Here is a 23,385-nt window from a genome sequence, read left to right on the forward strand (position 1 = left end):
GTTTACCTCTGTGTTATTGCACGTACATCGGTACTCGTTTCTAAAATTTGAGGGATCGATTCACCACATTTTATACGCATAACTGGAACCCCTGATCCTTCTAACAGGGCCAGTGTATCTTCATCCGATGGCTGCTCATCAAAAGATGCCGCGTCCAGGCCGATAACCGCTGTCTGTACGCCTCGCAACTTCAGATGGCGTAAACTTTCATGCCAATCACGAGAATTGGAGGGGGTAATGACGATAGCCACCGCGTTCCGTCCAAAATGGAAGGCATCCATAGCCAGCGCCTCTTTAAGTTCGGGGCCATCACCAGCCGTTATAACGGCTAATAGTTCCAGCACCCGTTCAATCTGCCGGTCACCCCGATCCAATGAAAGCAGCTCTCGCCGTCCAGCATTGACAATCATACCCAGCGAAAAATCTTGTTGTAATAAATAAGTCGCCAGGGTAGCCGCAATGGTTACACCATATTCTTCCGTAGATTCGTCACCCTCACCGGTCTGCACCGCAGCATGAAGATCTAAGAAGATCCAGGCATCAACGGCCGGGTCCAGGTCAAACTCTTTGACCATCAGTTTGTTATAATGCGCGCTGGAGCGCCAATGGATGCGGCTCAGCGCATCCCCACTCACATATTCCCGGATCGTCGTCGGCGTGGTCGTGGTCTGTAATGCTCGGCGAGAACTCTTGCCACGCCCTGGTAAGCCGCCCGTAAACAAGGAAAAGTTGGACAATGGGTAGACGCGCGGTAGTACCATCACTTCCTGAGCCGGGGCCAGCACCACACGTCGTCGAAACAGGCCAAAGGGATCGCCGCTCATCGCCATCACTGGACCCAGTTGAAAACGTCCACGCTGCTGACACACACTTCGTGCCCGCCATGTGGCCCGCTTACGTCCTCCCATGCTGGCCACATAGCCGGCCCAATGTCCTGGCAACGTTGAACCATCAGCAATCTGCACCCACAATTTTGGCAGGGTGCCCAGATTGTCAAGCGTCAAACGTTCGTCAAAAACTTCGCCGACCTGAACACGAGCCGCCACAGAGGTACGGCGAAAGACCATTTGACGGAGGCTGAAACGGGTCCATACCCACGATAGGATGAACAGGATCAGCAGGACGTAGGTCAACACATACAAAACCTTCCATGCGCTACTGACTGCGAAGAAGGCCAGGACGAGTATTAATAAGAATACTTGCCAGGGACGCATAGCTAGCGCCCCCTTCCACCACCAACCCACGCGTTTGGCACCGGCACCGATTGTAATATCTCATCAAGGATACTTGCCGAGGTAATTGAACGTACGCGCGCGGCCGGGGTGACAATGATGCGATGGGCTAATGTTGGCTTGACTAACAACTTGATGTCATCAGGAATAACATAGCCGCGCCCTCGTATAGCTGCCAGGGCCTGGGCGGCACGAAACAGGGCCAGTGATCCACGAGGACTGACGCCAAGATAGATGTTCTGGTGATTGCGGGTAGCATTGGCAATGGCGACAATATATTCTCGAATTGATGGATCCACATGTATACTGCGCACCTGCTGTTGGATTAAAACCAGTTCATCGGCAGTCATGATCTGGGCCAGGTCGTCAAGCGGATGATGGTGTTGATGGCTATCCAGAATATTTATTTCGTCTTCGGCCCGAGGATAACCCAGCTTGATACTCATCATGAAACGGTCTAACTGGGCCTCCGGCAGGGGAAATGTTCCCTCATATTCAATAGGATTCTGCGTGGCCATGACCATAAAAGGCTGTGGCAAGTGATAGGTCACACCATCAACGGTAACCTGTGCCTCTTCCATAGCCTCCAATAAGGCTGATTGCGTCTTTGGGGTGGCACGGTTAACCTCATCAGCCAGCACGATCTGTGACATGATTGGGCCGGGGCGAAACTCAAAATTGGCGGTTTTCTGGTTATAAATAGACACGCCGGTTACATCACTGGGCAATAGATCAGGTGTAAATTGAATACGCTTAAAAGAACATCCAATCGAACGAGCAATGGCTTTTGTAAGCACGGTCTTACCCACACCAGGCACATCTTCAATCAAAATATGGCCATGGCAGATAACCGCGATTAAACTAAAGGCAACGGGCTCGGCTTTACCGACGATCACCCGCTCAACATTGCCGATAACACGCTGTACAGCGGTCGCGAGGTCTTGTACTGACTGCATTAATCACTCCACATGAGTTTTTATCGAGACTGACGCATCGACTGCTATCTGGTTCTTTGAAATGCTATAGACAGAAAGTGGTGTATACTATAGTATCACGTACCAATTCAAAGACACAATGAAAGCATTGAGTTCCTTGCCTGGAAAACCGTGCACAAACGTTTCTAAATAATACGATGCGCTATCTGTTTTTGTTGCATCATTGCATATAATCATACGTCTATCCTACTCCCCATATCTCAAGTATAGCAAATGTATACTTATTCTCCCTACAAAAAGGACTATCCTCAAAGGCAAGTCTATGCTATGATGGGAGGCATGAGCCAGAACAATCCGAACCAAAAAGAAGAACTCTATGCAGTGGTTGTCGGACTTGTGCAGGGTGTAGGCTTTCGTTATTTCGTTATTGAAAAAGCACTCCCCCTGGGGTTAAATGGGTACGTCCGCAATGATAGCAATGGCGACGTTGAAGTGGTCGCTCAGGGGACGCACTCTGCTCTCGAACAGCTCCTGGCCCTGTTGCGACGGGGTCCCTCGGCAGCTCAGGTACAGGATGTACACGTAACCTGGAGAGAACCCACGGAACATGTAAGCGGCTTCCACGTCAGATGGTAGCAGGTTATAGATATACAAAGAGGACACAGTATGATTGATCGCGAGACGGTACAAAATGTAGCCAAGCTCGCCAGATTGGGGCTGAGCGAGGAAGAGGTTGAGACCTTTGGCAATCAACTTTCTGCTATTCTAGACCACATCCATATTTTACAAGAGGCGGATGTGAGCGGCGTTTCCCCAACGGCACATGCCTCACGCCTCACTAATATTATGCGTGAAGATGTGCCTGAGCCATCCTATCCACCAGAGGTGTTGCTGGCAAACGCTCCCGATCAGGATGAGAACTGCCTGAAGGTCAATGCTGTACTGGAGGAGGGATAGGATAGATGACAGAGTTATATAAGTTAAGCATTTCTGAAGCCGGCGCACTCTTACGCCAGCGTAAAATTTCTGCGGTCGAATTGACCCAGGCCCATCTGGATCGTATCCGTGAGGTAGAGCCTAAGGTTAAGGCCTTTACCCTGGTTACAGACGAGTTAGCCCTGCAGCAGGCCCGTGAGGCTGATAAGCGCTTCGCTAGCGGCGAAAATCTTCATCCACTGACGGGTATTCCGCTGGCCATTAAAGATGTGATCTGCACCAAAGATATCACGACCACCGCTGGCTCGCGCATGCTTGAAAACTTTAAGCCGCCTTTCGATGCCACTGTGATGGAGCGCTTAAATGCTACCGGCTTTGTCATGGTCGGTAAGACCAACATGGACGAATTTGCCATGGGCTCTTCTACCGAGCATTCGGCCTTCTTCCCTACCCACAATCCCTGGGATTTAGAGCGTGCACCCGGTGGCAGTAGCGGTGGCTCTGCGGCAGCGGTGGCCGCTGGTATGGCTATGGGCTCGTACGGCAGTGATACCGGCGGCTCGATCCGCCAGCCCGGCTCACTCTGTAACCTGGTAGGACTCAAACCTACTTATGGACGTGTCTCGCGCTTTGGCTTGATCGCCTTTGCCTCTTCTCTGGACCAGATTGGTCCCTTTGCGCGCAATGCCCGCGACGCGGCTATCCTGCTGCAAGCTATTGCTGGCCATGATCGCCGTGATGGTACCAGTTCGCCAGAACCTGTGCAGGATTATGAGGCGGCCCTTTCGGGTAGTATCAAGGGACTGCGCATCGGCGTTCCGGAAGAATATTGGGTCGAAGGCACACAACCTGGTGTGGTCAGCGCGGTCAAAGAGAATATTGAGCGCCTGCGCGAACTGGGTGCTGAGATCAGCCCGGTCTCACTGCCCCATACTAAATATGGTGTCGCCGCCTACTATATCATTGCTCCGGCTGAAGCCAGTTCAAACCTCTCACGCTATGATGGGGTTAAATACGGCTACTCGTACCGCGATACCAGCGATATGTGGGAAGCGATGGAGAAGACTCGCGAATATGGCTTTGGTCCTGAAGTCAAGCGTCGTATCATGCTGGGCACCTATGCCCTTTCTGCCGGTTACTACGATGCTTACTACAAACGGGCAGAAAAAATACGCACACTGATTAAACAGGACTTTGATAAGGCCTTCGAGAAATTCGACGCCCTGGTCAGTCCAGCCTCACCAACGGTGGCCTTCAAAATTGGTGAGATCTCTGATCCTTATCAGATGTATCTGCAAGATGTCTTCACGATTCCTGCCAACCTGGCCGGTATCTGTGGCGTCTCCATTCCAGGCGGTTTCAACGATAATCTGCCAGTCGGCCTGCAGTTGCTCGGCAATGTCTTTAAAGAAGATACTATTCTGCGTATCGCGGATGCCTTTGAGCAGGTTACCGATTATCATAGCCGCTGGCCCAACTTATAATCACCCATTCGAGCGCTCCTGGCCTTTCCCATATATATACCCCTCCGGAAAGGACCAGGGCGCTTCTTTTCTTTTTATAAAAACGAATAGGTAAGATTTATAATGAAACGCCGTCTGATTATACTATCACTATTATGTATCGCCCTCAGTCTGATTATCCTGACGTCTGTGCTTGCCTTTACGCCATTAGGCGCTTCACTCAAGTCTGTATCTGGAGTAGAGGCCCCACCAACGCCCACGCCACACCCACTTGCATCCCCAACTCCCATCCCAACGCTCCCACCTGTTCTGACAGCTAGAGGTACAGCTCCCGCTTCCGATGCATCCGCTGAGCTGTTACTGGACGCGGATACCGGCAATATCCTCTATGAAAAGAATGGCGAGCAGCCCCTGGCAATGGCCAGCACGACCAAAATTATGACGGCCTTGATCGCGATCCAGACAGCAAATCTAGAGCAGCCCATCCATGTCCACCAGGATGCTATCGATCGAGTTATCCTGGATGATGGCAGTAGTGCTGGCCTGGTTGTGGGAGATGTGGTGCCGCTCAAGGAGATGCTCTATGCACTGATGCTGCCCTCCGGCAATGACGCAGCCTATGCAATCGCGGACGAACTGGGTGGCGGCAATCGGGATGTCTTTGTCAACCATATGAACCTCTTTGCGCAACGTCTCCATCTCTTTCAGACCCACTACAATAGTCCCGATGGACTGACTTCCGATGCCACAACACACTATACGACAGCCTATGATCTAGCGACGTTGAGTCGTTATGCGATGAGCATCCCCCTGTTTGCCAGTATCGTCCACACCCAGAGCTATACCGCACATGTTGGTGGTAGGACCCTGGTCTGGACAAATACCAATCAGCTCCTGGGTAGCTATGCAGGAGCGACAGGTATTAAAACCGGGCATACCTTCGCGGCTGGCTACTGCCTGGTCTTTGCCGCTACACGCAATCATCATCACCTGATCGGCGTCATTTTGAATAGCCCCGAAGAAGCGCAACGAAATATAGATGCCGCCGCGCTACTCGACTGGGGCTTTCAGCTACCCATCTTGCTACCAAAGGAATAGCCATACAGCAGGAGTTAATTTACATAAAAAAAGAGGACACGATCTCTCGTGTCCTCCTTGCCTTGTCCGAGCACCAAAGCTATTTTTTGGCTGATCAAGGCCTTGCATCAAAAGGCAACATTGGAAGGTGCGAAATCAGAGCGGCGCACAAAGGCAGTGCATCCTGAGCACCATACTCGCGATCCATACCAGAATCTTCCCATTCAATCGAGAGGGGTCCTTGATAACCGATGCGGTTCAAGGTACGGATGATCGACTCAAAATCGACATCGCCATGCCCGGGCGAGACAAAGTCCCAACCGCGCTCAGCCTCACCAAAGTTGAGGTGAGATGCAAGGATGCTGCGGCGTCCATTCAGATGACGCTTGGAGTCTTTGACGTGGACATGATAGATGCGCTCCGCGAACTCAGCCAGGAAGGTGGCCGAATCAGGAACTGTGGTACCAGGTGGCTGGGATCAAAATTGATGCCGAAGCCAGGACGATTGTTAATCGCATCCAGCGTCTTACGGGTGGTGACAAAGTCATAAGCGATTTCGGTCGGGTGGACCTCTAGCGCAAACTTGACACCCTCCTGATCGAAGACGTCAATGATAGGATTCCAGCGTTCAGCAAAGTCTTCGTAACCACGCTCAATCTCGGCAAAATCGTTAGGTGGGAAAGAATAAAGCATATGCCAGACACTTGAGCCGGTAAAACCAGTTACACGATCCACGCCAAATTTGGCAGCCGCTCGTGCGATATCTTTCATGCGCTCGGCAGCACGTTTGCGGACCCCTTCTGGCTCGCCATCGCCCCATACTTCTTTAGGCAAAATATTTTTATGCCGTGGATCGATTGGATCGCAGTCGCCTGACCGATCAGGTGAGCGCCGATAGTATAGACTTTTAAAATTGTATTTGTCCAGAATAGCGCGCAACGACTCGGCATAACCAGGCTCATTAAGAATGCGAACTTCGTCAAAATGCTGACCGGATGTCGCCAATTCCAGGCCATCAAAGCCCCAGCGGCTCACTTTGGCGGCCAACTCCTCTAAAGGTAGGTCACCCCATTGGCCAGTAAAAAGTGTGACAGGTCGTGCCATTACGTCCCCCTTACAAATTTTTCATCAATTGTCCCATCGACCCTGCTGTATATATGCGCTCTAACCAGCGGCAGCGGTCGAATAGGAACTACATCATCGTCTGTACTCGAGTATACCACACGCTATAGCACAAGGTGGCATCTATTTCCCTCGTCTTAAACGTACTATTTTTATAACTACTAGTAAGGTTGACTGAAAACATGGTAAAATAGTCACACTTACAAGTATCATATATTTTGAATAGAGTATGCTGCATGCGTTACGCGATCTTTACCGATATTCACGCGAATTTAGAAGCACTAGAAGCGGTGCTTGCAAAAATTGATGAAATAGCTCAAGAAGAACCTGTTGATGAAATCTGGTTTCTGGGAGACCTGGTTGGTTACGGCCCGAATCCCAATGAGTGCATCAAGAAATTGCAAGAGCGCACTGATGTCATTATCGCTGGCAATCACGACTGGGCTGCGGTTGGGAAACTGGATCTAGACGATTTCAGTGAGGCTGCACGCATCTCTGCCGAATGGGACGGCCACACAACTCACGGAAGAGAATCGCGCGTTCCTCGCCAATTTGCCAGAACGTATTCAAAAAAATGAGTGCCTGCTGGTGCACGGTAGTCCTTATGGTCCCTTATGGGAGTATCTAACCTCAGAAGTGTTGGCTGAAAGAAGCTTTCAACACTTCAATAGCCGCTACTGCTTTGTCGGGCATACCCATGTGCCTGTCATATTCCAACAGCCAGACACAGTGGCCAACACTCCAACCCAGTCCATTAGAAACAGAAGCGATAGTTAATGCACTGGACGATGAGGATACGGCAGAAACTGGCGCCGGTCAATGACTCAGAGACCGCTGCAACATCAGAGTCACAGGAGAATGAGACAACTCCTGTGGGGGCTGCACGTCATCTATCCCAATCCAATCAGGTAGGCGATAAGGTAGATAGCGCCCATTCAGAGACTGAGCAGATCCAGAACATGGTAGCCGATGCGGCCGATGCGATTGCCGATTTACAACACCAAATCGCTGATGACGCTCCTGAAGTCAGCCCCGATACCCCTTCGGATCTAAAAGACATTATTGCTAACCAGGATGAGGTCGATGATGACCTGGAAGTGTCGACCGACGAAATAACAGGTGATGGAGCTATCTCCTCCGAAGAGACTATTCAGAGTGCGAGGATCTCATCAACCAGGAAATTGAAGAGCTATTGACCCTGTTGGACTCAGCCAGAGCATGATCGAGGTTACCAATGAGATGCTAGTGCCACCTGAAGGTACCTGGGAGGCGCCGGAAAATTACCGGGCCATCGTCAATCCCGGTGGCGTAGGTTCAACCACGTGATGGCGATCCACGTGCAGCTTTCATGATCTATGATACCAATGGTAGTTTCGAGTTTTATCGCATACCCTATTCATTTGAGAAGACACAAGCAAAAATCGAGAAGGCGAAACTGCCACAGTACCTGGCTACCCGCCTCGCTTACGGTCGCTAATCAGGAATACTCATGAAATTAATCATCGGCCTGGGCAATCCAGGCTCACAATATGAAAAACACGCCACAACGTGGGTTTCCACGTTGTGGATTTACTTGCGGACACCTATACGATGCGCTGGGAACGCCGTGGCCGGGCAATGATTGCCAATGGCACTATTGGATATGAAAAGGTGGTACTGGTCAAGCCAACCACATATATGAACAATAGCGGCGAGGCCGTCGGCGAACTGGTGCGCTGGTTTAAAATTGAACCAGACGATATTCTGGTTATCTACGATGAACTGGATCTGCCAGTTGGGCATATTCGCCTGCGTGCCCAGGGTAGTTCTGGCGGTCATAATGGTATCAATAGCCTGATTAGTCACCTGCACACCAATCAATTTCCACGCCTGCGCGTCGGTATTGGACGACCACCAATAAACACATAGACACGGTCAATTATGTGCTGGGCGTACCAGGGGGCGAGGAACAGATCGGATTAGAGATCGCTGAGCGCAAGGCGGCCGAGGCCGTGCCCCTCTACCTTGAAAAAGGCCTGGATGCCACCATGAACCTGATCAATATAGATCCCGAGGCACAGAAAAAAGCCGAAGAGAAACGACGCCTCAAACAAGAGCGGCGCGAACAAGAAAAGAAGCGCAAAGCCGAAGAATTTGTCCAACAAAAAGCAACCTCAGGACCAGAGCACGACACAGTAGAAAACCTGGCCACCTCAGACTAAAAGCTCCTATGATCCTTGCAAGATATGCAGAGATAGTCTACAATTGAACAGAGGTTCTTACTGAGCTTTTGTAAACTGGAGAGCTGAATGTACCATCCCAGCACACGGCTACTGACTATCCTGGATCTGCTGCAGATGCATCCGTATTTGAGCGGTGAAGAACTGGCGCGGCGCCTTGAGGTTGAGCCCAGAACCGTACGCCGTTACATCGGTATGCTACAGGATATGGGGATGCCAATCGAGGGGAGCCGTGGGCCAGGCGGGGGGTATAAATTACGCCCGGGATTTAAATTGCCTCCACTTTTGTTTACAGAAGAAGAAGCTACTGCAGTCGTGCTAGGATTGCTGGGAACCTCCTGGCTGGAAATTGAGCTCTCTGCTTTAGCGGTCGAAGGTGCATTGGCCAAGGTCTATCGTATCTTGCCAGCCAGAGGACGTCAGCAACTACAAGCCATCTCGTCCAATATGATGCTTTCTCCACACCAACGTGATATACGCCCTGAAGCATCACTACTGGTGAGCTTGAGCGAAGCCTCACATGCGCACTTGCGTATCACGATCGAATATAGTTCACACCATAATCAAGCTACGACACGCACAATTGAACCCTATGGAATTGCGGGTTGGAAGGGTCATTGGTATCTGGTAGGCTATTGTCTACTGCGCCAATCCTACCGCACTTTTCGGCTGGATCGTATACGACAGGTCCAGATCCTGACAGAAACATTTGTGCCCGCAGCAGATTTTAATTATCAGGACTATATTCTTAAGCATCTGATCACCGTACCAGAAAAATGGTTGATCGAGGTAGAGTTTCAGGCAGAGCTTCACCTGGTACAGCATAAAATTCCTTCGGCACACGGAAAGTTAACCCAAACGCCCACAGGAGTACTCTTTCAGAGCCATCACATTGACTTACCCTCAATGGCTCGTTACCTGATGAATCTGGACCTACCCTTCGTGATCCATCAGCCACCAGAGCTACGCGCTGCCCTGCTACAACTGGCAGAGAACATGATTCGTATTGCAACTGCAGGCAGAGAAGATATCCCCCGGGAGACAGGACTTTTTAATGTTCGTCCAGAGATCACAAGCAAACGATCAGATGGACATTCTTTCAGGTGTGTTTGTGTGTTTGGTGAGCGTCCAGAGATCGCAAGATACATTCTTTCATATGTTGAGTGTGTTTGGTGAGCGTCCAGAGATCGCAAGATACATTCTTTCATATGTTGAGTGTGTTTGGTGGGCGGCCGCCCACCAAACACACTCCCAACCGGCGCCGCAGGCGCCAAAGAGGAACATGAAGAAGCCCTGGGTAGGAGACTAAAAAGAGCAACACATTGAGAAATATGTTTATAATAGAGATAAGTCCAAAAGCGTTTGATGAATTTGATATGATATGGCTTTAAATTATTCCATAATAAGACAAAAGAGGCAATCCATACCACCGTGTCTAGACGACAACCTGGTTAGTACGGTATGATAACTAAAGTATGGAATAAGGGCAGGGCTAACGACACCCCCACTGCAGGCTCGGAGGGGGTGCTGTTCGTACTGCTCACTGCTGGAGGATGAAGTGACATTACAGGGTTTATTGACATTACTTACACAAAGACCAGAGTTTCGCCGTTTAAAGGAAAAAATTCAAAATACAGAGGGGATTCCCGCCCTGACAGGCATCACGGAAGCGGCACGTCCCTATATCGCTGCCAGTCTGGCAGTTTCATTAAAACAACCATGCTGCTTGTAGTGAGTGACGAAGCTGAGGCCACCCAGATGGCCGAGATGCTGAAAGCCTTCGTTCCTAATCCGAGTGATGTCTTTTGTCTACCAGACCGTAATGCCCTTCCCTACGAGCGACTAATTGGGGACACCCTGACCACACAACGCCGTATGCAAGCATTGATAGCCATGGTTGAGCGTGAACGCACTCCTATTGTTATCTGCTCTGCACGAGCACTGACCCAACTGGTTATTCCACCACAGGAACTCTCTGCTGCCCTTTTTCAATTAAAAACGGCACAGGAAACAGATTTGAATATGCTGATCGAGCACCTCTACAATCTTGGCTATGAGCCTGTAGCTGAAGTAGAGGAGCCAGGCCAGTTTAGCCATCGCGGCGGTATCATTGACCTGTTCCCCCCCACATTACCTCGGCCAGTACGTGTGGAGTTCTTTGGTGACGAAATCGAATCGATCCGCACCTTTGATCAAGAGACCCAGCGCTCATTGAATACCATCGAGCAATGTATCATCGGTCCCGCTCGTGAAGCTTTACCTGGTCGCGGACCGGAAGCGGTTAAAGAACTATCTCAATTGGATAGTCGTATCCTGCACAAAGATGCTGAAGAACGCTGGCAGCGCGATCTTGAATTGCTGGGCAGCAACGCTCATTTGAAGATATTGCCTTCTATCTGCCCTATCTGCACAGCCCGGCCAGTGTACTGGATTATCTGCCACGCAATGGTCTGCTGATCCTGGACAATCCAACCAGTATCCAGAATCATATCATGGAACTGGATTTGCAGGCCCAGGAAACAAAAGAACAGCATGAGAATGAACGCGAAAATCCAGCCCACCTGCGCAATGCGGCCCTGGGTTGGGTACAGATAGAGCCACAGATCCAGCAGCGACGCCAATTGCGTTTTGCGGATATTCTTTCGACCGCTGAAAGCGACTTTGACATGCGCCAGCAAGGTGGAACGGAGAATTTGATCCCCCCTTGCAGCAGTGCCAATTCTTATGGAGGTCGCCTGCGCGCCTTTGTGCAGGATTGCCGCAAAGCACTGGATAATCGAGATCGGGTCATTATTGTAACGATGCAGGCCCGGCGCATGGCTGAAGTCCTCGGAGATGAAGCTATCCTGCAGGACCGTACCATTGATGTCAGCCCTGGCACCAATATTAATCAGTTGCCAGAAGCTGGCACCTTGACTTTGATCCAGGGTCAATTGATGGAAGGCTGGCAGTCTCGCTCGCTGGCCCTCTATGTCTATACTGATACAGAGATCTTTGGTTGGTCAAAAACGACGCAATATTCAGCGCCGTAAACCGGTTACTCCCGCCTCCTTCCTGGCAGAGGTCAATCCTGGTGATTATGTTGTTCACCAGGAACACGGTATTGGACGCTTTGAAGGCCTGGTCAAAATGAATCTGACTGGCGTTGAGCGTGAATACCTCTTGATCCACTATGCTGGTACCGACAAATTATATATCCGACGGACCAGCTAGACCGCATCACGCGCTATATCGGCATGGGCGACTCGGTGCCTGCTTTAAGCAAACTGGGTACCACCGAATGGACGCGTGCTAAATCAAAGGTAAAAGAAAACGTACAAGAAGTAGCGCGTGAACTGCTCCGGCTCTATAGTGTGCGTGAAGCAGCCGAGGGCCATCCATTCCCCCCGGACTCAGATCAACCATGGCTACAAGAATTAGAAGATGGTTTCCCATACCAAGAGACACCAGATCAGCAGCGAGCTATTGATGAGGTCAAGGCTGATATGGAACGGCCGCGCCCAATGGATCGGCTCGTCTGTGGTGATGTTGGCTATGGCAAGACTGAGGTTGCGCTGCGAGCAGCCTTCAAATGCGTCCTGGATCAACGTCAGGTTGCTATCCTGGTCCCCACGACTGTTCTGGCCCTGCAACACTACAACAACTTCAGGGAGCGTCTCAAGGCCTATCCTGTGCGTGTAGAACTGCTTAGCCGCTTCCGCTCAGAGAAAGAACAGAAACAGATCCTGGAGGACCTGCGCTGGGCAAGATAGATATCATCATCGGTACCCATCGCCTGTTACAGAAAGATGTGGTTTTCTTAAATCTGGGCCTGCTAGTCGTCGATGAAGAACAACGTTTCGGCGTTATCCATAAAGAGCGCTTAAAACAATTGCGGGCAGAAATAGATGTGTTAACCATGACGGCAACGCCTATCCCACGTACGCTGCATATGTCCCTGGTCAATCTGCGCGATATGAGCATTATTGAGACCCCACCACAGGAACGCTTACCGATTCGCACCACCATTCGTGAGTACGACGATGTCCTCATCCGCGAAGCTATACTGCGTGAGATAGATCGTGGTGGCCAGGTCTTCTTTGTACATAATCGCGTACAAGGCATTCAGGTGCTGGCCCAAAAATTGCAGCGCTTGATCCCGGAAGCACGCATTATCGTTGGCCATGGCCAGATGAATGAGGAACAACTTGAAAAGGTCATGGTTGGTTTCTCAAATGGCGATTATGATGTACTGATCTCTACTACGATTATTGAGAATGGCCTGGATATTCCGAACGCCAATACGATTATTGTCAATAATGCCGCCTTCTTTGGCCTCTCACAGCTCTATCAGTTGCGTGGACGCGTGGGACGAGCTACGCAGCAGGCCTATGCTTACTTCTTTTATGGCAAGAATGCTAAACTGACGCCCATTCAAGAGAAACGGCTACGCGCCATCTTTGAAGCGACTGAGTTGGGAGCCGGCTTCCGTATTGCCATGAAGGACCTGGAGATCCGAGGAGCAGGTAGCCTGTTAGGAGCTGAACAATCAGGCTTCATGAATTCAGTAGGCTTTGATCTCTACTGTAAACTCCTTTCAGACGCGGTCCAGGAGTTACAGGGCAAACAGGCCGAGATGGGTGCACCTTCGACCTCGGTCGATCTCCCAATCGATGCCTACTTACCGGATGAATATATCGTGATCGCACGCTGAAGGTCAACTTCTATCAGCGCCTCGCCAATCTCAAAGATGCGCATCAGGTAGAGGCCATGACCGCCGAGATGACCGACCGCTTTGGGCCGTACCTGAACAGGTACATAACCTGCTTGAACTGGTCAATCTGAAAGTAGAGGCGGCACAACTGGGCTATGAAGCCATCGCAGTCAAGGACAATGAATTTGTGCTGACGGTGAAGCGCAACGTGGTTCCCAACCGCATTATCCTCTACCGGCGCTTCCGCAATGAAGCCCGCGTGCAACAGGGCGTCATCCGCATCCCGCGCCGCCTGCTAGGTCAGACCTGGATGAAACAGTTGAAAGATTTGTTGCCAATGATTACAGCATCGCCTCATCGACCGCATCCTGACTATAAGCAGTACGATCTTAACAAACAGCCCATCCCCTCGCTTTAGAAACGGGATGGGCTGTTTGTTAATCTGTCTATTTCTGTTTATTGACGTCGTGTATGCATCAAATGGAACATCAAGGCCTGTTTATAGTCCAGGACACTCACCAGGCCAGCTTTGATAACCTGATTGGCCAGATTTAATAGGGTCGAAACGACCTGCAAACGAGTCTCATCAAAACGAGCTTGCTGGCGTAACATTTCCAATAACTGAGTGGGCTCTGGTTAGTGATCTCCAGGCCGGCAGAAATCGCTTCTACTCGTAGCCAGATCACAAGTTGGTGGCGCATCTGCTCAAAAATGGCCAGATCATCTTCGCCAATCGCCATCATTTCACGATTGCCATTCGAGGTTGATGTAGCCAACGAGCTGTTAGGAGTCACTGGCGGTGGGGCTGGGGAGACATTACGTGCTGCAGATGGTGCCACCGGCTCGGTGCCTGGGTAGCAACAACTGGCGAGGGCGCGGTCTCGCTTAATGGCGATGTCGGCGGCGGTTACCATTGCTCGTGGTAGACCTGGTAGGCGCCGCAGGAGCTCCAACCTGAGCAGGTGCGCTAGGAGGAGCCGCAGACGCAACCCTGGACTGCGAATTGCGGTTGACGGGTGCCGCACTCCTGGCACTGGCGTCATAAGGCTGGATAAAGAATCTAATTTGCGCGGAGCGGCAGGTGCTGGCTCTACCGGGCGAACAGTTTTACTGACTGGTGATGGCGCGGCACTTGGTGCGCTCGCAAGGCTGCCGCACCCCGATTTTCAGCCGCCGGGGCAACTGGTTGTGCCTGACGCTGAGGGGCCACAGGTTTCTGGGCCGCTGGCGCTTCAACTTCGGTCCTGGCTGGCTGCTGCACCGGATGATTCGCCGAACTGGGCGAAGCAGACGGTGTAGATACGCCACGGCGCGCTGCCCCATTGGATGCATACTGACCAGGCGAGCTAGCTCCAACACCAGCTGGCACCGCCGTCGCGGCTGCGGCCGCAGCTGATGGCCGAGCCTCGCCACGGATCTCCTGTATCTGCTGCTGTAACGCCATCGTAGCCGTCGCAATCTGTTCCCAGCCTGGTTCGGCGCGTCCACTAATAGTGGGGGTCGCCCACGAGACAACGGGGCGTGGACTTCCAAAAGGCGGGTTGCCCGGTGCTGGCTTCTGGCCGGTCAGATGATTGCGAAGATTTTGCGCAACAGTTGAAGCACACGAGCTAATTAATAACCGGATATCCGACATTCTGCGGCGACCCTGATCACCAAAAAAATTGCGGTTGCGCTGCACGAACTGTATAAAAAGTCGTTCTAGCTGATTCTGAAAATCAGGAGACATCAGGTCTATACGACTCCAGGCAGTAAAATCGACAGAGCTGAGGTAGAGCCACACTTCCTGGCGTTTCGTACGGTCAACCGGACGCATTTGCAATGTCTCAGTGCGATGATCAAAAAAACGTGGATAGCAGAAATTAGCGATCAGCGTCTCAGCTAATTCAGCTTTTAAACGCGCGATTTCCGCGGGTGGGAGTTGACCTAAATAAATGCCCATCCTACATCCTCTTTCATTCTACTGCGGGCATGCCATAGAGAATTGGTGATGCCGCTCACTACTACATTAGTCGACAATTGTTATTGGCATCAACTGCAACACCTTCGTACTCTGGTTGGCGGTAACGGTAGGTGGTGCATTCAAAACCTGCAACGGCAGCCGAGCTTGTACATCCATTATTGTACTCGATGTTTGTCCTTGTGGTAAAAGGGCGATGGACATCTGTGCTAGCCCATTTGGAATACCACTCTTTTGAAGATTAAAGGTACGACTTGCAAGACGCACAATGGTGCCAGCTTTCCAGCTCTGAGTAGGACACCATGAGAGATCTGGCATATCCATATTGACCATGTATTCCTGACCATTGCTCCCTTTAAACAGGGTAAGCATCTGCAAGGGCACCTTACCGGGCTGATCTACGCGCCAATAAGTTGTCAGTGTCCCATAACCGTTGGTGCGACTGAAAGGGCTACTAGCGCCAACATCATAGCCTACCAGGTGCATAGTCCCACTACCAGGTCGGCTAAAATCCACCTGTAGCGGATTTTTGACCTCTCGTGGCGAGACATAAATATTCGAACAGAAGCTTGCAGGCAGATCGAATAATAAAGACGCTGGATCAGAGGTCTGCGCTGTAGTGGTAGTTGACGGCAAAGTATGCGGAGCTGGAAGTCCACGCTTCAGCAACAGATAACCGTCCTGGGCAGCCACTACGCCATAATTGCCGCTGGCCAGCACACTTTTCACCTCACGAGTATAAGCTTGAGCATCAGTTTGAGCATCAAAAGGATAGATATCTCCAGTTACATCTAACAAAACGTAATCTGCCAGTTTATCAACAGGTTGTTTATTCAAATACTTTGGATCGGCGGCATACGGGAACATATAGATGCTTGCCCGATGACTCAGATGCGGAACCAGCTTTGTCTGCGCCGAAACCGAAGCATCCGCTGGGATCATATCTATAAAGTGCTGGGCCAATTCCGTATGTGGCGAGCTCTGCGGCCATTGAAAACCAATTGAGAATGGGAGTTGACCATGGAAATAATAGTCTGTACGCAAGGAACTAAACATAATCCCCAGCAATAATACGACCATTAAAGCCTGAGGGATCAGGCGTTGTCCCCTTACCCACCTTCCAGTACCGGTAGCAGTCAGATTGGCGGAATCCACCGAGCGGGTACGACGATGAGCCAGCGCGGCCAGACCATATCGAGTCAGCCAGCGCGCAACTAATAGAGCCTCAATGGTAGAAAAAATAATTACTGGCACAATCTCGGCATTATAATGGAACAGACCACTATACTGCTGGCATTTGAACTCAATAGATTAATAGCGAATGAAGGTGCCGCTAATATTAGCACCCATGGTGCTAGCATCGGCAGGTAAAAGATGCCACCACCATGAGGTCTGGGGATATAGCCAGCCGGTGCCAGCACTGCATGGATATAGGCAAGATGATGATATTCAAATACATGCGTATGCAAGAAACTCAGTGGATGGAAGAAAGCATCCTTAATTAAGGAGCCGCCTCCCGCGCTTCCACCATAGCGCGCACTCAACAATGGGTGCCCGTTGGACTAAAATACGGCATAATCACATTGGTAGCCACCACAAACCAGACAATGCCAAGCAGTGCCACAGCCAGGCCGCTCTTCCAACGACGCTGGAAAATAACCGACCAGAGCCCAAATGTCATTACGACCAGGGAATATTCTCTTTACAAGCCATCGACAAAATAGCAAAGACAAAAAACCACAATGTCTGGCGTGTATACATGAAATAGAGCGTAAATAACAGCAATGAAGCGGTCAGAGTTACCGCATGGAAATCTGACGTCGTAGCCTGTAACTGGCGGGATAAATCAGATAGAGCAGGGCAAACGCGCCCGCCAACCACTCATTGCGCAAACGCAGCCGTGCCAGCCAGTATGCTGGATAAGCGCCCAGCGCGACAATAACCGTTTGGACGACAAAGAGAATTCTTGGGTCAGACCAGATCAAATAGAGCCAGGAGATAGGAAATAAAATAGGCTCCAAATGGATGGCAAAGCGCACATACCCATTTGGAGATGCGCAGTTGGTATCATTTAAAATATTGCAAATAGTATCGTGTAACAGATTGCCATGAGCGGTATTCCAGATGGATTGATCCATAATGCCGAAATCTTCAGCATTAGTCTGAAAAGCAACATGCCTGGCACCCATATACGAAATATAAAAAATACAAAAGCAGATAACAGCCAGTGTTATCAGGCCGGTCACAAGCCAGAACTTCCTGGTGCGCGGGAACCTTTCTGGTGCTGGATAAGCGCACCATTGATCGCGGACATAGGCCAGTCGCTTGCGCCAGATTTCCTTACCCACGAACCGTACCTCTTTCCACACAAAAATTATGCCACAACACCCCAACGGGCAGCCACATGCGGCATACCCGTTTGCCCAAACCCAGACGGTACATCCGCTGCATTAAACAAGTTCCTGCCTGATACTATATTCTTCATCGCGCTCAAAGGCGTAGTGACGAATCATCTCGCTTTGTAAGCCTGCCAGGAAGAACTGCACACCAAAGATCATCAGGAGGATACCCACAAACAGCATTGGCTGCTGATGGATTGGCTCATGAATCCAGAAGTAACTACGTAGCACAATAAAGAGGTCGACCAGAACACCCAGTACAAAGGACCAGAAACCAAGCGGGCAAACAAACGCAGTGGCCGGCGCAGGAAAGTGGTCAGGAACAGGATATTCATCAGGTCGATCAAGCCCTGAGCAAAACGCTTGGCACCGAACTTCGAGACCCCAAACTGGCGTGGATGATGGGTGACCTTAATCTCTGCCACGCGGAAGCCACGCGATTGCGCGATCACGGGAATAAAGCGATGGAAATCTCCATACAACTTCAGATGAGGATCTTCAATCACTTCACGGCGATATGCCTTAAAACCGCAGTTGATATCATGCAGGTGCACACCGGTCAGCTTATTGACCATGCCATTAAAGATACGTGAAGGAAAGGTTTTAGAGATGGGATCCAGGCGAGGAAACTTCCAACCGGTAACCAGATCATAACCTTCATCAAGTTTCTCTAGATAGCGTGGAATCTCCTGTGGGTCATCCTGCAGATCACCATCCATAGTAAAGACCACATCACCACGAGCGCGCTCAAAACCAGCAACGAGCCCGGGGTCTTACCAAAATTGCGGCGGAAACGCACTACATGCACGATGCCAGGATTTTCCTCGTGGAGGGCTTTTAAAACTTCAAATGTTTTATCAGTACTACCGTCATCTACAAAAATAATTTCATACGATTTACCAATTTGATTAATTTGCGCCTGTATTCTTTCAAAAAGAATGCGAACACTCTCCTGCTCGTTCATCAAAGGAACGACAATCGTGATATCGATATGCTTCGATAACAACTCAGGAGTAGCCAGCTCAGACGCGTGTTCTTTTATTGCCATTTCAGATTGCTGCATAGCCTCAGATTCTCCACTCACAACCGAGATTCAACCCGCCTTATGGCTGGTATTCGGGCTCATTATAGCATACCCTCGAGTACGAGCTATAGGACATGGTACCATTGCTCTTTCTGTTAATACAAACGGATAACTATTAAGAGCAGACACATTGGGCGGCGACCCATTACTTAATTGTGAGTACCATCCGTAACCATGGGCAGCATAAGCCTAAAGGTAAGCAAAAAGATCGGGCCGATCAGTAGTCAGCGAATCTACACCCGCGCCAGCTAGCTGCTGTAAATCATCCAACTCATTGACAGTCCAGAGCCCCAGCTTAAAACCATTTTGATGAATAATTGAAAGCACTTCAGGCGTATATAACTGGCGATCCAGATTGACCCAGTTACAGCCAGCCAGCGTTACCTGTTTGCATAACTTTACCAGACCCGGATCATCAGCCATTGACCATACCTGTTCGCTTACCAGGGCACCTGTCAGCAAACCAGGCTCCAGGCGCCGCAACCTGGACAGCGTCACCCAATCAAACGATATAATCATGACCCGCTCGACCATTTTCGCGGCCCGTACCTCGCGCACCACAGCCTCAGCAATGCGTGGATAGCGCCCAAAGTTACCATCCCTCTCACTAAACTTGATCTCAATACACACCTTCATCCGATTGCGTGCCAGAGACAATACCTCACCCAGCGTCGGTATCTGCTGTTCCTGCGGCCAGCCACCAGGAAAATGAGCGGCCGCATTCAACGAACGCAAATAGGAAAAATCCAGATCCAACAGGTTTCCCTCCCCATTGGTCAAACGCTCAACCGTTGCATCATGGAACACCACCACCTGACCATCGCGACTCAACTGAACATCCAGCTCAACCATATCAACCGGCATCGTCAATGCATTACGGAAAGCAGCCAACGTATTTTCAGGTGCCAGACTAGCGCCGCCGCGATGAGCAACGCGCACCAACGAACGTTGAAACATGGCCATAAAAAAACCACCAATCTTACAAACAAAAAGCACTCATCACGCAAATCATTATACAAAGGTAAAATCCATCATGGCAACAGAAAATCAGAGCCCTCTCACAGACGCGCCACCAAAGTCAAATCGTGTCATAAACTCGCCCCACAACCACCAAAAACATAGCCTCCAATATTGCTATTTGTCAACTATTATGTTATACTATTCAGTACATCAATCGTGTATTAGCCCTCATCGGCTACACACATTGCATGGATTCTTCATCTGGGGATGTCGGGTTTCGACAGGTAGTCAGATTGAAGAATTGCAGGCCGAGGTGTCGGTACGCACTCTCGTTAAACAACCGACAAAAAATTAGTTGCCAAACCAGCAACAAACTTCGCTCTCGCTGCCTAAGAAGTAGTGACGCGACGTCTGCCCGACCTTTCCTCGTGGGTCGGATCCAGGCGCCATAAACGCGAGGTGCGGTAACGGCCACCGTCTTCTAACCGTTATCAAAGACCAGAGGGCCAACGCTTAGGTATCCTGTCGATGGGAGACCGAGGCGTATAAGAAAAACATCGACTAAGCCTGTAGTACATTCCTCGGTAGGGCTGTTTGGACGGGGAGTTCAACTCTCCCCCATCTCCACCAAACACAGAGGCTAGAAGTAGGACCATAAATCCGCTTCTAGCCTCGCTTTATACTCTTGAGATAATTATTTACAAATCATCCTTTAAAACTTTTGACATCTAATTTGACATCCAATATAAGATTGACATCTTTTCCTCTTCTATCAATCTTAAAATATATATGTCCCAACACTAGTCAGCACTATTAATGGGGTGCAATGATTACTTTTACGCGCATCTCAGCAGATGATTGACCAGGTTTACTAAGATCTCTTTCTAAACCTACAGGGTTTTTAATATATCTGTCAGGATCATAAACAAAGGCCATGAAAGTTTTGCAATTAGGGTGGCTGCTGTAACGACTTAAGTCAATCAATAACTCATTCCCAATCTCTTTATCTTTTAGGTTCTTCCTAGTTTTTTTGAGTTCCACTATGATATTCTCATCTTTAATCAAAAAATCTATACGCGAATGCCCACCTGCATAACTCGGTACCACCTCTTCAGCCCTAACATCATCAAAAAAGGATCGAAGCATAGCTCCAAATAAGTCTTGTACATCGTATTCATCCTCTATTACAAAAGCAGTCCTCTCTTTATGACGATTGCATAAGACATTGACTGCTTTATGAAAATTCCTAGCTATACGTTCTATAATCTCAACCGCTCGGGTGGTAGTATCATCTCCAACAATTTCAACAGCTTTATATACGGGATCACCCTGAACACGATGGTCAAACTTTAACATATAACCATCATGCACCAATAGATCATTAATTGTAGACACACGGGTATCAATCACCTGATTATCAAAGACAACCAAAGGGTGAGTACATTCTTCTAAAAATTTGAGAAAAACCGTATCTTCACATGACATAATATCTAGATGATCAAAAAGCACTTCTCTTGGACTATAGTCATCAAATTCAACTGTGTGTTTCCAAAGGTCATAGTAAGCATTGCCATATCTATTATCATTAGAAGGTAGAGAACGCAAATCCCAAATATGATCTAAAAATTCTGGTAAATCCAGGTGCCCATAAAATTTTCCATCCATAAGTAAGAAATCTACAATCCTTCTTTTTGTATCTCTTGAAACACCCATAACAAATAACCCCTTATAAATATTAATATAGTAAAGCCCATTATATTCTATTCTGACCCATGAACCTCAATAATAATATACACTATAGCAACTTATTTTATTTATATATGACATATTAAGCAGCCATAAATCCTAATTAGAATTCATAGCTGCTAATTAACTTATACACAATGGATACTACGAATCTTGTTTAAAAACCTCATCAAACTTATCTGCTATGAGTTGCAGCATCGCATAATTCACATGACCATAGATACCCAACGTCGTTGTAATGTCTTCATGGCCTGCAAGTTCCTGCACTGAAAGAGGATCAATTTGCATACCGACCAGGAGAGACAAAACACTATGCCGGAGATCATGTATTCTCATATGAGGCAGGCCAGCACTTTGCAATAGCTTGCTAAACATCTTCAAGATGTAACGAGGATTGAGGTAGTTACCTTCCAGGCCACAAATCACAAGATTCAGATCCACCCACTTCTTACCAACTTTAAGCCGTTGCTCCCTCTGGCTAACCCTGTGCGCTTTTAGCATGTTGATCACGAACAACGGCAGCAGAATATCACGGCGACTACGCTCTGTTTTCGGCTCATTCTCAACATAACCGTAACGTGCAATAAAATCAACAGTTCGCCGAACATGAAGCACACGACTATCAAGATCAACATCAGACCAGCGCAGCGCCAACAATTCGCCCCGACGCATACCAGTAGTCAAAGCCAGAGCTATGAACATCTCCAAACGTTCCCCACGAGCAGCCAGCATCAGAACACGAGCTTGTTCTAAATTCACAACTTGTTTCTCCTTTTTCCTAATACGAGGTGGTTTAACCACGCTTGTTACGTTGCGTGAAACCATGTTCCAACGCAAAGCATTATCAAGCGCGTTATGTAAAAGGCCGTGAACATTCTGTATAGTCTTAACAGACAAGCCTTTTTTCCCCATCTTGGTATATAAAGCTTGTATGTGTTGAGGCATCAATTTCTGTAGCTGATAGCCACCGAGAGCAGGCACAATGTAAGTGTTAATCAGCTTTTTGTACTTCACGTAGGTACTAATACGAACGGTAGGTTTTTGAACCTCTTCTAACCACTGTTGCAGGTAAGCATCAACCTTTAAATTAGGACCGGTAGCAAGGGTTCCTTGCTCATCTTCCCGTTGAGCTTTGCGAAGCTTCACCAGCGTTTCTTGCTGAGTAGAACCATAGACAAAATGTCGCTTCCCATCCTCAGAGTAAAAGGCACCTTGCCATCTACCATCTTTACGTTGAGTAACGGTACCTTCACCATGACCGCGACGCCCTTTTTTCTTCATAAAAAACACCTCAAAAAAAACAAGCCTCGTGCTTCATAGAGCAACGAGGCAGAAAAACCAACAAAAATTAAGCTGTTAATTCCTCATGAGATTTTAGCCATTCTTGCAAAGAGTCAGGATGAATACGGCGAACACCACGCAGGAGAATAGAAGGCAATCCTTCATGGTTAAGGTACTGGTACACGGTAGTACGACAAACCCCAAGCATAATAGCCACATCAGCCACGCTCAACAATACAGGCTGAGCAGTCGAAATCCTTTTACGACGAGCCATTAAG

At 49.2% G+C, this 23,385-nt stretch carries 32 protein-coding genes and 1 other RNA gene; 18 read left to right on the forward strand and 15 right to left on the reverse strand.

What is annotated here, in order from left to right:
- Positions 1-2: 2 nt before the first annotated feature.
- Both EL645_RS04825 and EL645_RS04830 read right to left on the reverse strand, forming a co-directional pair.
- Positions 3-1,214, reverse strand: coding sequence for a DUF58 domain-containing protein (locus tag EL645_RS04825; RefSeq protein WP_126548971.1), 1,212 nt, complete (start codon positions 1,212-1,214; stop codon positions 3-5).
- 2 nt (positions 1,215-1,216) lie between these two features.
- A complete protein-coding gene (locus EL645_RS04830; protein ID WP_126548972.1) occupies positions 1,217-2,188 on the reverse strand; it encodes an AAA family ATPase in 972 nt (323 codons plus the stop codon).
- 306 nt (positions 2,189-2,494) lie between these two features.
- Here EL645_RS04830 and EL645_RS04835 point away from each other — a divergent pair, with 306 nt between their 5' ends.
- The 4 genes from EL645_RS04835 (at position 2,495) to EL645_RS04850 (ending at position 5,664) form a co-directional block, all read left to right on the forward strand.
- Positions 2,495-2,803, forward strand: coding sequence for an acylphosphatase (locus EL645_RS04835; RefSeq protein ID WP_246035280.1), 309 nt, complete (start codon positions 2,495-2,497; stop codon positions 2,801-2,803).
- A 30-nt stretch (positions 2,804-2,833) separates the two neighbouring features.
- Entirely contained in the window at positions 2,834-3,124 is a 291-nt protein-coding gene (gene gatC / locus EL645_RS04840; RefSeq protein WP_126548973.1) for an Asp-tRNA(Asn)/Glu-tRNA(Gln) amidotransferase subunit GatC, read from the forward strand.
- A gap of 5 nt (positions 3,125-3,129) precedes the next feature.
- The gene (gene gatA / locus EL645_RS04845; protein ID WP_126548974.1) at positions 3,130-4,587 is read left to right on the forward strand and encodes an Asp-tRNA(Asn)/Glu-tRNA(Gln) amidotransferase subunit GatA; all 1,458 of its coding nucleotides are present in this window, start codon (positions 3,130-3,132) and stop codon (positions 4,585-4,587) included.
- A gap of 102 nt (positions 4,588-4,689) precedes the next feature.
- Positions 4,690-5,664, forward strand: a complete 975-nt coding sequence (locus tag EL645_RS04850) for a D-alanyl-D-alanine carboxypeptidase family protein (protein WP_126548975.1) — start codon at positions 4,690-4,692, stop codon at positions 5,662-5,664.
- A 94-nt stretch (positions 5,665-5,758) separates the two neighbouring features.
- On the opposite strand, the gene EL645_RS45280 is transcribed toward EL645_RS04850, so the two are convergent.
- Positions 5,759-6,079 (reverse strand): sugar phosphate isomerase/epimerase family protein, encoded by a 321-nt coding sequence (locus EL645_RS45280; RefSeq protein WP_371865720.1) that lies wholly within the window; start codon positions 6,077-6,079, stop codon positions 5,759-5,761.
- Positions 6,019-6,747, reverse strand: a complete 729-nt coding sequence (locus EL645_RS04855; RefSeq protein WP_218031739.1) for a sugar phosphate isomerase/epimerase family protein — start codon at positions 6,745-6,747, stop codon at positions 6,019-6,021. The genes EL645_RS45280 and EL645_RS04855 overlap by 61 nt, the downstream gene beginning before the upstream one ends.
- Positions 6,748-7,001: 254 nt before the next feature.
- Here EL645_RS04855 and EL645_RS04860 point away from each other — a divergent pair, with 254 nt between their 5' ends.
- The 13 genes from EL645_RS04860 (at position 7,002) to EL645_RS04915 (ending at position 14,095) form a co-directional block, all read left to right on the forward strand.
- Positions 7,002-7,343: a metallophosphoesterase family protein gene (locus EL645_RS04860; protein ID WP_126548976.1), complete on the forward strand. Its 342-nt coding sequence runs from the start codon at positions 7,002-7,004 to the stop codon at positions 7,341-7,343.
- A gap of 198 nt (positions 7,344-7,541) precedes the next feature.
- Positions 7,542-7,961 carry a hypothetical protein gene (locus EL645_RS04865; protein WP_126548977.1) on the forward strand — a complete coding sequence of 140 codons (420 nt, stop codon included), beginning with the start codon at positions 7,542-7,544 and terminating at the stop codon, positions 7,959-7,961.
- Positions 7,962-8,328: 367 nt separating this feature from the next.
- Complete coding sequence (gene pth / locus EL645_RS04870) at positions 8,329-8,673, forward strand: aminoacyl-tRNA hydrolase (RefSeq protein ID WP_161977117.1); 345 nt, start codon at positions 8,329-8,331, stop codon at positions 8,671-8,673.
- A gap of 14 nt (positions 8,674-8,687) precedes the next feature.
- On the forward strand, positions 8,688-8,966 hold the full coding sequence (locus tag EL645_RS04875; protein WP_126548979.1) for an aminoacyl-tRNA hydrolase family protein: 279 nt from the start codon (positions 8,688-8,690) through the stop codon (positions 8,964-8,966).
- Between the two features lie 87 nt (positions 8,967-9,053).
- Positions 9,054-10,160 (forward strand): helix-turn-helix transcriptional regulator, encoded by a 1,107-nt coding sequence (locus EL645_RS04880; protein WP_126548980.1) that lies wholly within the window; start codon positions 9,054-9,056, stop codon positions 10,158-10,160.
- A 382-nt stretch (positions 10,161-10,542) separates the two neighbouring features.
- Complete coding sequence (locus EL645_RS39075) at positions 10,543-10,716, forward strand: hypothetical protein (RefSeq protein ID WP_161977118.1); 174 nt, start codon at positions 10,543-10,545, stop codon at positions 10,714-10,716.
- The gene (locus tag EL645_RS04885) at positions 10,716-11,441 is read left to right on the forward strand and encodes a hypothetical protein (RefSeq protein WP_126548981.1); all 726 of its coding nucleotides are present in this window, start codon (positions 10,716-10,718) and stop codon (positions 11,439-11,441) included. Before EL645_RS39075 ends, EL645_RS04885 begins: the two co-directional genes overlap by 1 nt.
- Before the next feature lie 35 nt (positions 11,442-11,476).
- A complete protein-coding gene (locus tag EL645_RS04890) occupies positions 11,477-12,016 on the forward strand; it encodes a hypothetical protein (RefSeq protein ID WP_126548982.1) in 540 nt (179 codons plus the stop codon).
- Positions 11,979-12,197 carry a CarD family transcriptional regulator gene (locus EL645_RS04895; protein ID WP_161977120.1) on the forward strand — a complete coding sequence of 73 codons (219 nt, stop codon included), beginning with the start codon at positions 11,979-11,981 and terminating at the stop codon, positions 12,195-12,197. Before EL645_RS04890 ends, EL645_RS04895 begins: the two co-directional genes overlap by 38 nt.
- A 35-nt stretch (positions 12,198-12,232) precedes the next feature.
- Positions 12,233-12,736, forward strand: a complete 504-nt coding sequence (locus tag EL645_RS42390) for a DEAD/DEAH box helicase (RefSeq protein ID WP_161977121.1) — start codon at positions 12,233-12,235, stop codon at positions 12,734-12,736.
- Positions 12,737-12,774: 38 nt separating this feature from the next.
- Complete coding sequence (locus EL645_RS04905; RefSeq protein ID WP_126548984.1) at positions 12,775-13,677, forward strand: helicase-related protein; 903 nt, start codon at positions 12,775-12,777, stop codon at positions 13,675-13,677.
- A complete protein-coding gene (locus EL645_RS45285) occupies positions 13,674-13,808 on the forward strand; it encodes a TRCF domain-containing protein (RefSeq protein ID WP_371865721.1) in 135 nt (44 codons plus the stop codon). The genes EL645_RS04905 and EL645_RS45285 overlap by 4 nt, the downstream gene beginning before the upstream one ends.
- 56 nt (positions 13,809-13,864) lie before the next feature.
- Positions 13,865-14,095 (forward strand): hypothetical protein, encoded by a 231-nt coding sequence (locus tag EL645_RS04915; RefSeq protein ID WP_126548985.1) that lies wholly within the window; start codon positions 13,865-13,867, stop codon positions 14,093-14,095.
- A 133-nt stretch (positions 14,096-14,228) separates the two neighbouring features.
- Here EL645_RS04915 and EL645_RS04920 read toward each other — a convergent pair whose 3' ends face one another.
- From EL645_RS04920 to EL645_RS04955, 8 genes are all read right to left on the reverse strand, one after another.
- Entirely contained in the window at positions 14,229-14,720 is a 492-nt protein-coding gene (locus EL645_RS04920) for a hypothetical protein (RefSeq protein WP_161977122.1), read from the reverse strand.
- A gap of 47 nt (positions 14,721-14,767) precedes the next feature.
- Entirely contained in the window at positions 14,768-15,619 is an 852-nt protein-coding gene (locus EL645_RS04925; RefSeq protein WP_126548987.1) for a hypothetical protein, read from the reverse strand.
- Between the two features lie 66 nt (positions 15,620-15,685).
- Positions 15,686-16,891 (reverse strand): DUF2079 domain-containing protein, encoded by a 1,206-nt coding sequence (locus tag EL645_RS04930; protein ID WP_161977123.1) that lies wholly within the window; start codon positions 16,889-16,891, stop codon positions 15,686-15,688.
- Positions 16,892-17,177: 286 nt separating this feature from the next.
- Positions 17,178-17,318 (reverse strand): DUF2079 domain-containing protein, encoded by a 141-nt coding sequence (locus EL645_RS43925; protein ID WP_126548989.1) that lies wholly within the window; start codon positions 17,316-17,318, stop codon positions 17,178-17,180.
- Positions 17,319-17,436: 118 nt separating this feature from the next.
- Entirely contained in the window at positions 17,437-17,985 is a 549-nt protein-coding gene (locus EL645_RS43930) for a DUF2079 domain-containing protein (protein WP_126548990.1), read from the reverse strand.
- A 209-nt stretch (positions 17,986-18,194) separates the two neighbouring features.
- The gene (locus EL645_RS04945) at positions 18,195-18,755 is read right to left on the reverse strand and encodes a glycosyltransferase family protein (RefSeq protein WP_126548991.1); all 561 of its coding nucleotides are present in this window, start codon (positions 18,753-18,755) and stop codon (positions 18,195-18,197) included.
- A complete protein-coding gene (locus EL645_RS43935; protein WP_126548992.1) occupies positions 18,707-19,099 on the reverse strand; it encodes a glycosyltransferase in 393 nt (130 codons plus the stop codon). The genes EL645_RS04945 and EL645_RS43935 overlap by 49 nt, the downstream gene beginning before the upstream one ends.
- 210 nt (positions 19,100-19,309) lie before the next feature.
- Complete coding sequence (locus tag EL645_RS04955) at positions 19,310-20,083, reverse strand: glycerophosphodiester phosphodiesterase (RefSeq protein ID WP_126548993.1); 774 nt, start codon at positions 20,081-20,083, stop codon at positions 19,310-19,312.
- Positions 20,084-20,343: 260 nt separating this feature from the next.
- Between EL645_RS04955 and ssrA the strand changes: the two genes are divergently transcribed.
- Positions 20,344-20,710: a transfer-messenger RNA gene (gene ssrA, locus EL645_RS04960) on the forward strand.
- A 183-nt stretch (positions 20,711-20,893) separates the two neighbouring features.
- Here ssrA and EL645_RS40695 read toward each other — a convergent pair.
- The 3 genes from EL645_RS40695 to EL645_RS04975 form a co-directional block, all read right to left on the reverse strand.
- Positions 20,894-21,793: a PD-(D/E)XK nuclease domain-containing protein gene (locus tag EL645_RS40695; RefSeq protein ID WP_218031740.1), complete on the reverse strand. Its 900-nt coding sequence runs from the start codon at positions 21,791-21,793 to the stop codon at positions 20,894-20,896.
- Positions 21,794-21,970: 177 nt separating this feature from the next.
- Entirely contained in the window at positions 21,971-23,107 is a 1,137-nt protein-coding gene (locus EL645_RS04970; RefSeq protein WP_126548994.1) for a site-specific integrase, read from the reverse strand.
- A 67-nt stretch (positions 23,108-23,174) separates the two neighbouring features.
- The gene (locus EL645_RS04975) at positions 23,175-23,381 is read right to left on the reverse strand and encodes a helix-turn-helix domain-containing protein (RefSeq protein ID WP_161977125.1); all 207 of its coding nucleotides are present in this window, start codon (positions 23,379-23,381) and stop codon (positions 23,175-23,177) included.
- Positions 23,382-23,385: the final 4 nt, after the last annotated feature.

It is taken from the genome of Dictyobacter kobayashii, assembly GCF_003967555.1.
Classification (GTDB): Bacteria; Chloroflexota; Ktedonobacteria; order Ktedonobacterales; family Ktedonobacteraceae; genus Dictyobacter; species Dictyobacter kobayashii.

Bases quoted from the DNA above. Each gene is read 5' to 3' on its own strand.
- EL645_RS04825 (WP_126548971.1), bottom strand. From the start codon at position 1,214: ATGCGTCCCTGGCAAGTATTCTTATTAATACTCGTCCTGGCCTTCTTC.
- EL645_RS04830 (WP_126548972.1), bottom strand. From the start codon at position 2,188: ATGCAGTCAGTACAAGACCTCGCGACCGCTGTACAGCGTGTTATCGGC.
- EL645_RS04835 (WP_246035280.1), top strand. From the start codon at position 2,495: ATGATGGGAGGCATGAGCCAGAACAATCCGAACCAAAAAGAAGAACTC.
- gatC (WP_126548973.1), top strand. From the start codon at position 2,834: ATGATTGATCGCGAGACGGTACAAAATGTAGCCAAGCTCGCCAGATTG.
- gatA (WP_126548974.1), top strand. From the start codon at position 3,130: ATGACAGAGTTATATAAGTTAAGCATTTCTGAAGCCGGCGCACTCTTA.
- EL645_RS04850 (WP_126548975.1), top strand. From the start codon at position 4,690: ATGAAACGCCGTCTGATTATACTATCACTATTATGTATCGCCCTCAGT.
- EL645_RS04855 (WP_218031739.1), bottom strand. From the start codon at position 6,747: ATGGCACGACCTGTCACACTTTTTACTGGCCAATGGGGTGACCTACCT.
- EL645_RS04860 (WP_126548976.1), top strand. From the start codon at position 7,002: ATGCGTTACGCGATCTTTACCGATATTCACGCGAATTTAGAAGCACTA.
- EL645_RS04865 (WP_126548977.1), top strand. From the start codon at position 7,542: ATGCACTGGACGATGAGGATACGGCAGAAACTGGCGCCGGTCAATGAC.
- EL645_RS04880 (WP_126548980.1), top strand. From the start codon at position 9,054: ATGTACCATCCCAGCACACGGCTACTGACTATCCTGGATCTGCTGCAG.
- EL645_RS04890 (WP_126548982.1), top strand. From the start codon at position 11,477: ATGGAACTGGATTTGCAGGCCCAGGAAACAAAAGAACAGCATGAGAAT.
- EL645_RS04920 (WP_161977122.1), bottom strand. From the start codon at position 14,720: ATGACGCCAGTGCCAGGAGTGCGGCACCCGTCAACCGCAATTCGCAGT.
- EL645_RS04925 (WP_126548987.1), bottom strand. From the start codon at position 15,619: ATGGGCATTTATTTAGGTCAACTCCCACCCGCGGAAATCGCGCGTTTA.
- EL645_RS43925 (WP_126548989.1), bottom strand. From the start codon at position 17,318: ATGACATTTGGGCTCTGGTCGGTTATTTTCCAGCGTCGTTGGAAGAGC.
- EL645_RS04945 (WP_126548991.1), bottom strand. From the start codon at position 18,755: ATGGATGGTGATCTGCAGGATGACCCACAGGAGATTCCACGCTATCTA.
- EL645_RS43935 (WP_126548992.1), bottom strand. From the start codon at position 19,099: ATGCAGCAATCTGAAATGGCAATAAAAGAACACGCGTCTGAGCTGGCT.
- EL645_RS04955 (WP_126548993.1), bottom strand. From the start codon at position 20,083: ATGGCCATGTTTCAACGTTCGTTGGTGCGCGTTGCTCATCGCGGCGGC.
- EL645_RS40695 (WP_218031740.1), bottom strand. From the start codon at position 21,793: ATGGGTGTTTCAAGAGATACAAAAAGAAGGATTGTAGATTTCTTACTT.
- EL645_RS04970 (WP_126548994.1), bottom strand. From the start codon at position 23,107: ATGAAGAAAAAAGGGCGTCGCGGTCATGGTGAAGGTACCGTTACTCAA.
- EL645_RS04975 (WP_161977125.1), bottom strand. From the start codon at position 23,381: ATGGCTCGTCGTAAAAGGATTTCGACTGCTCAGCCTGTATTGTTGAGC.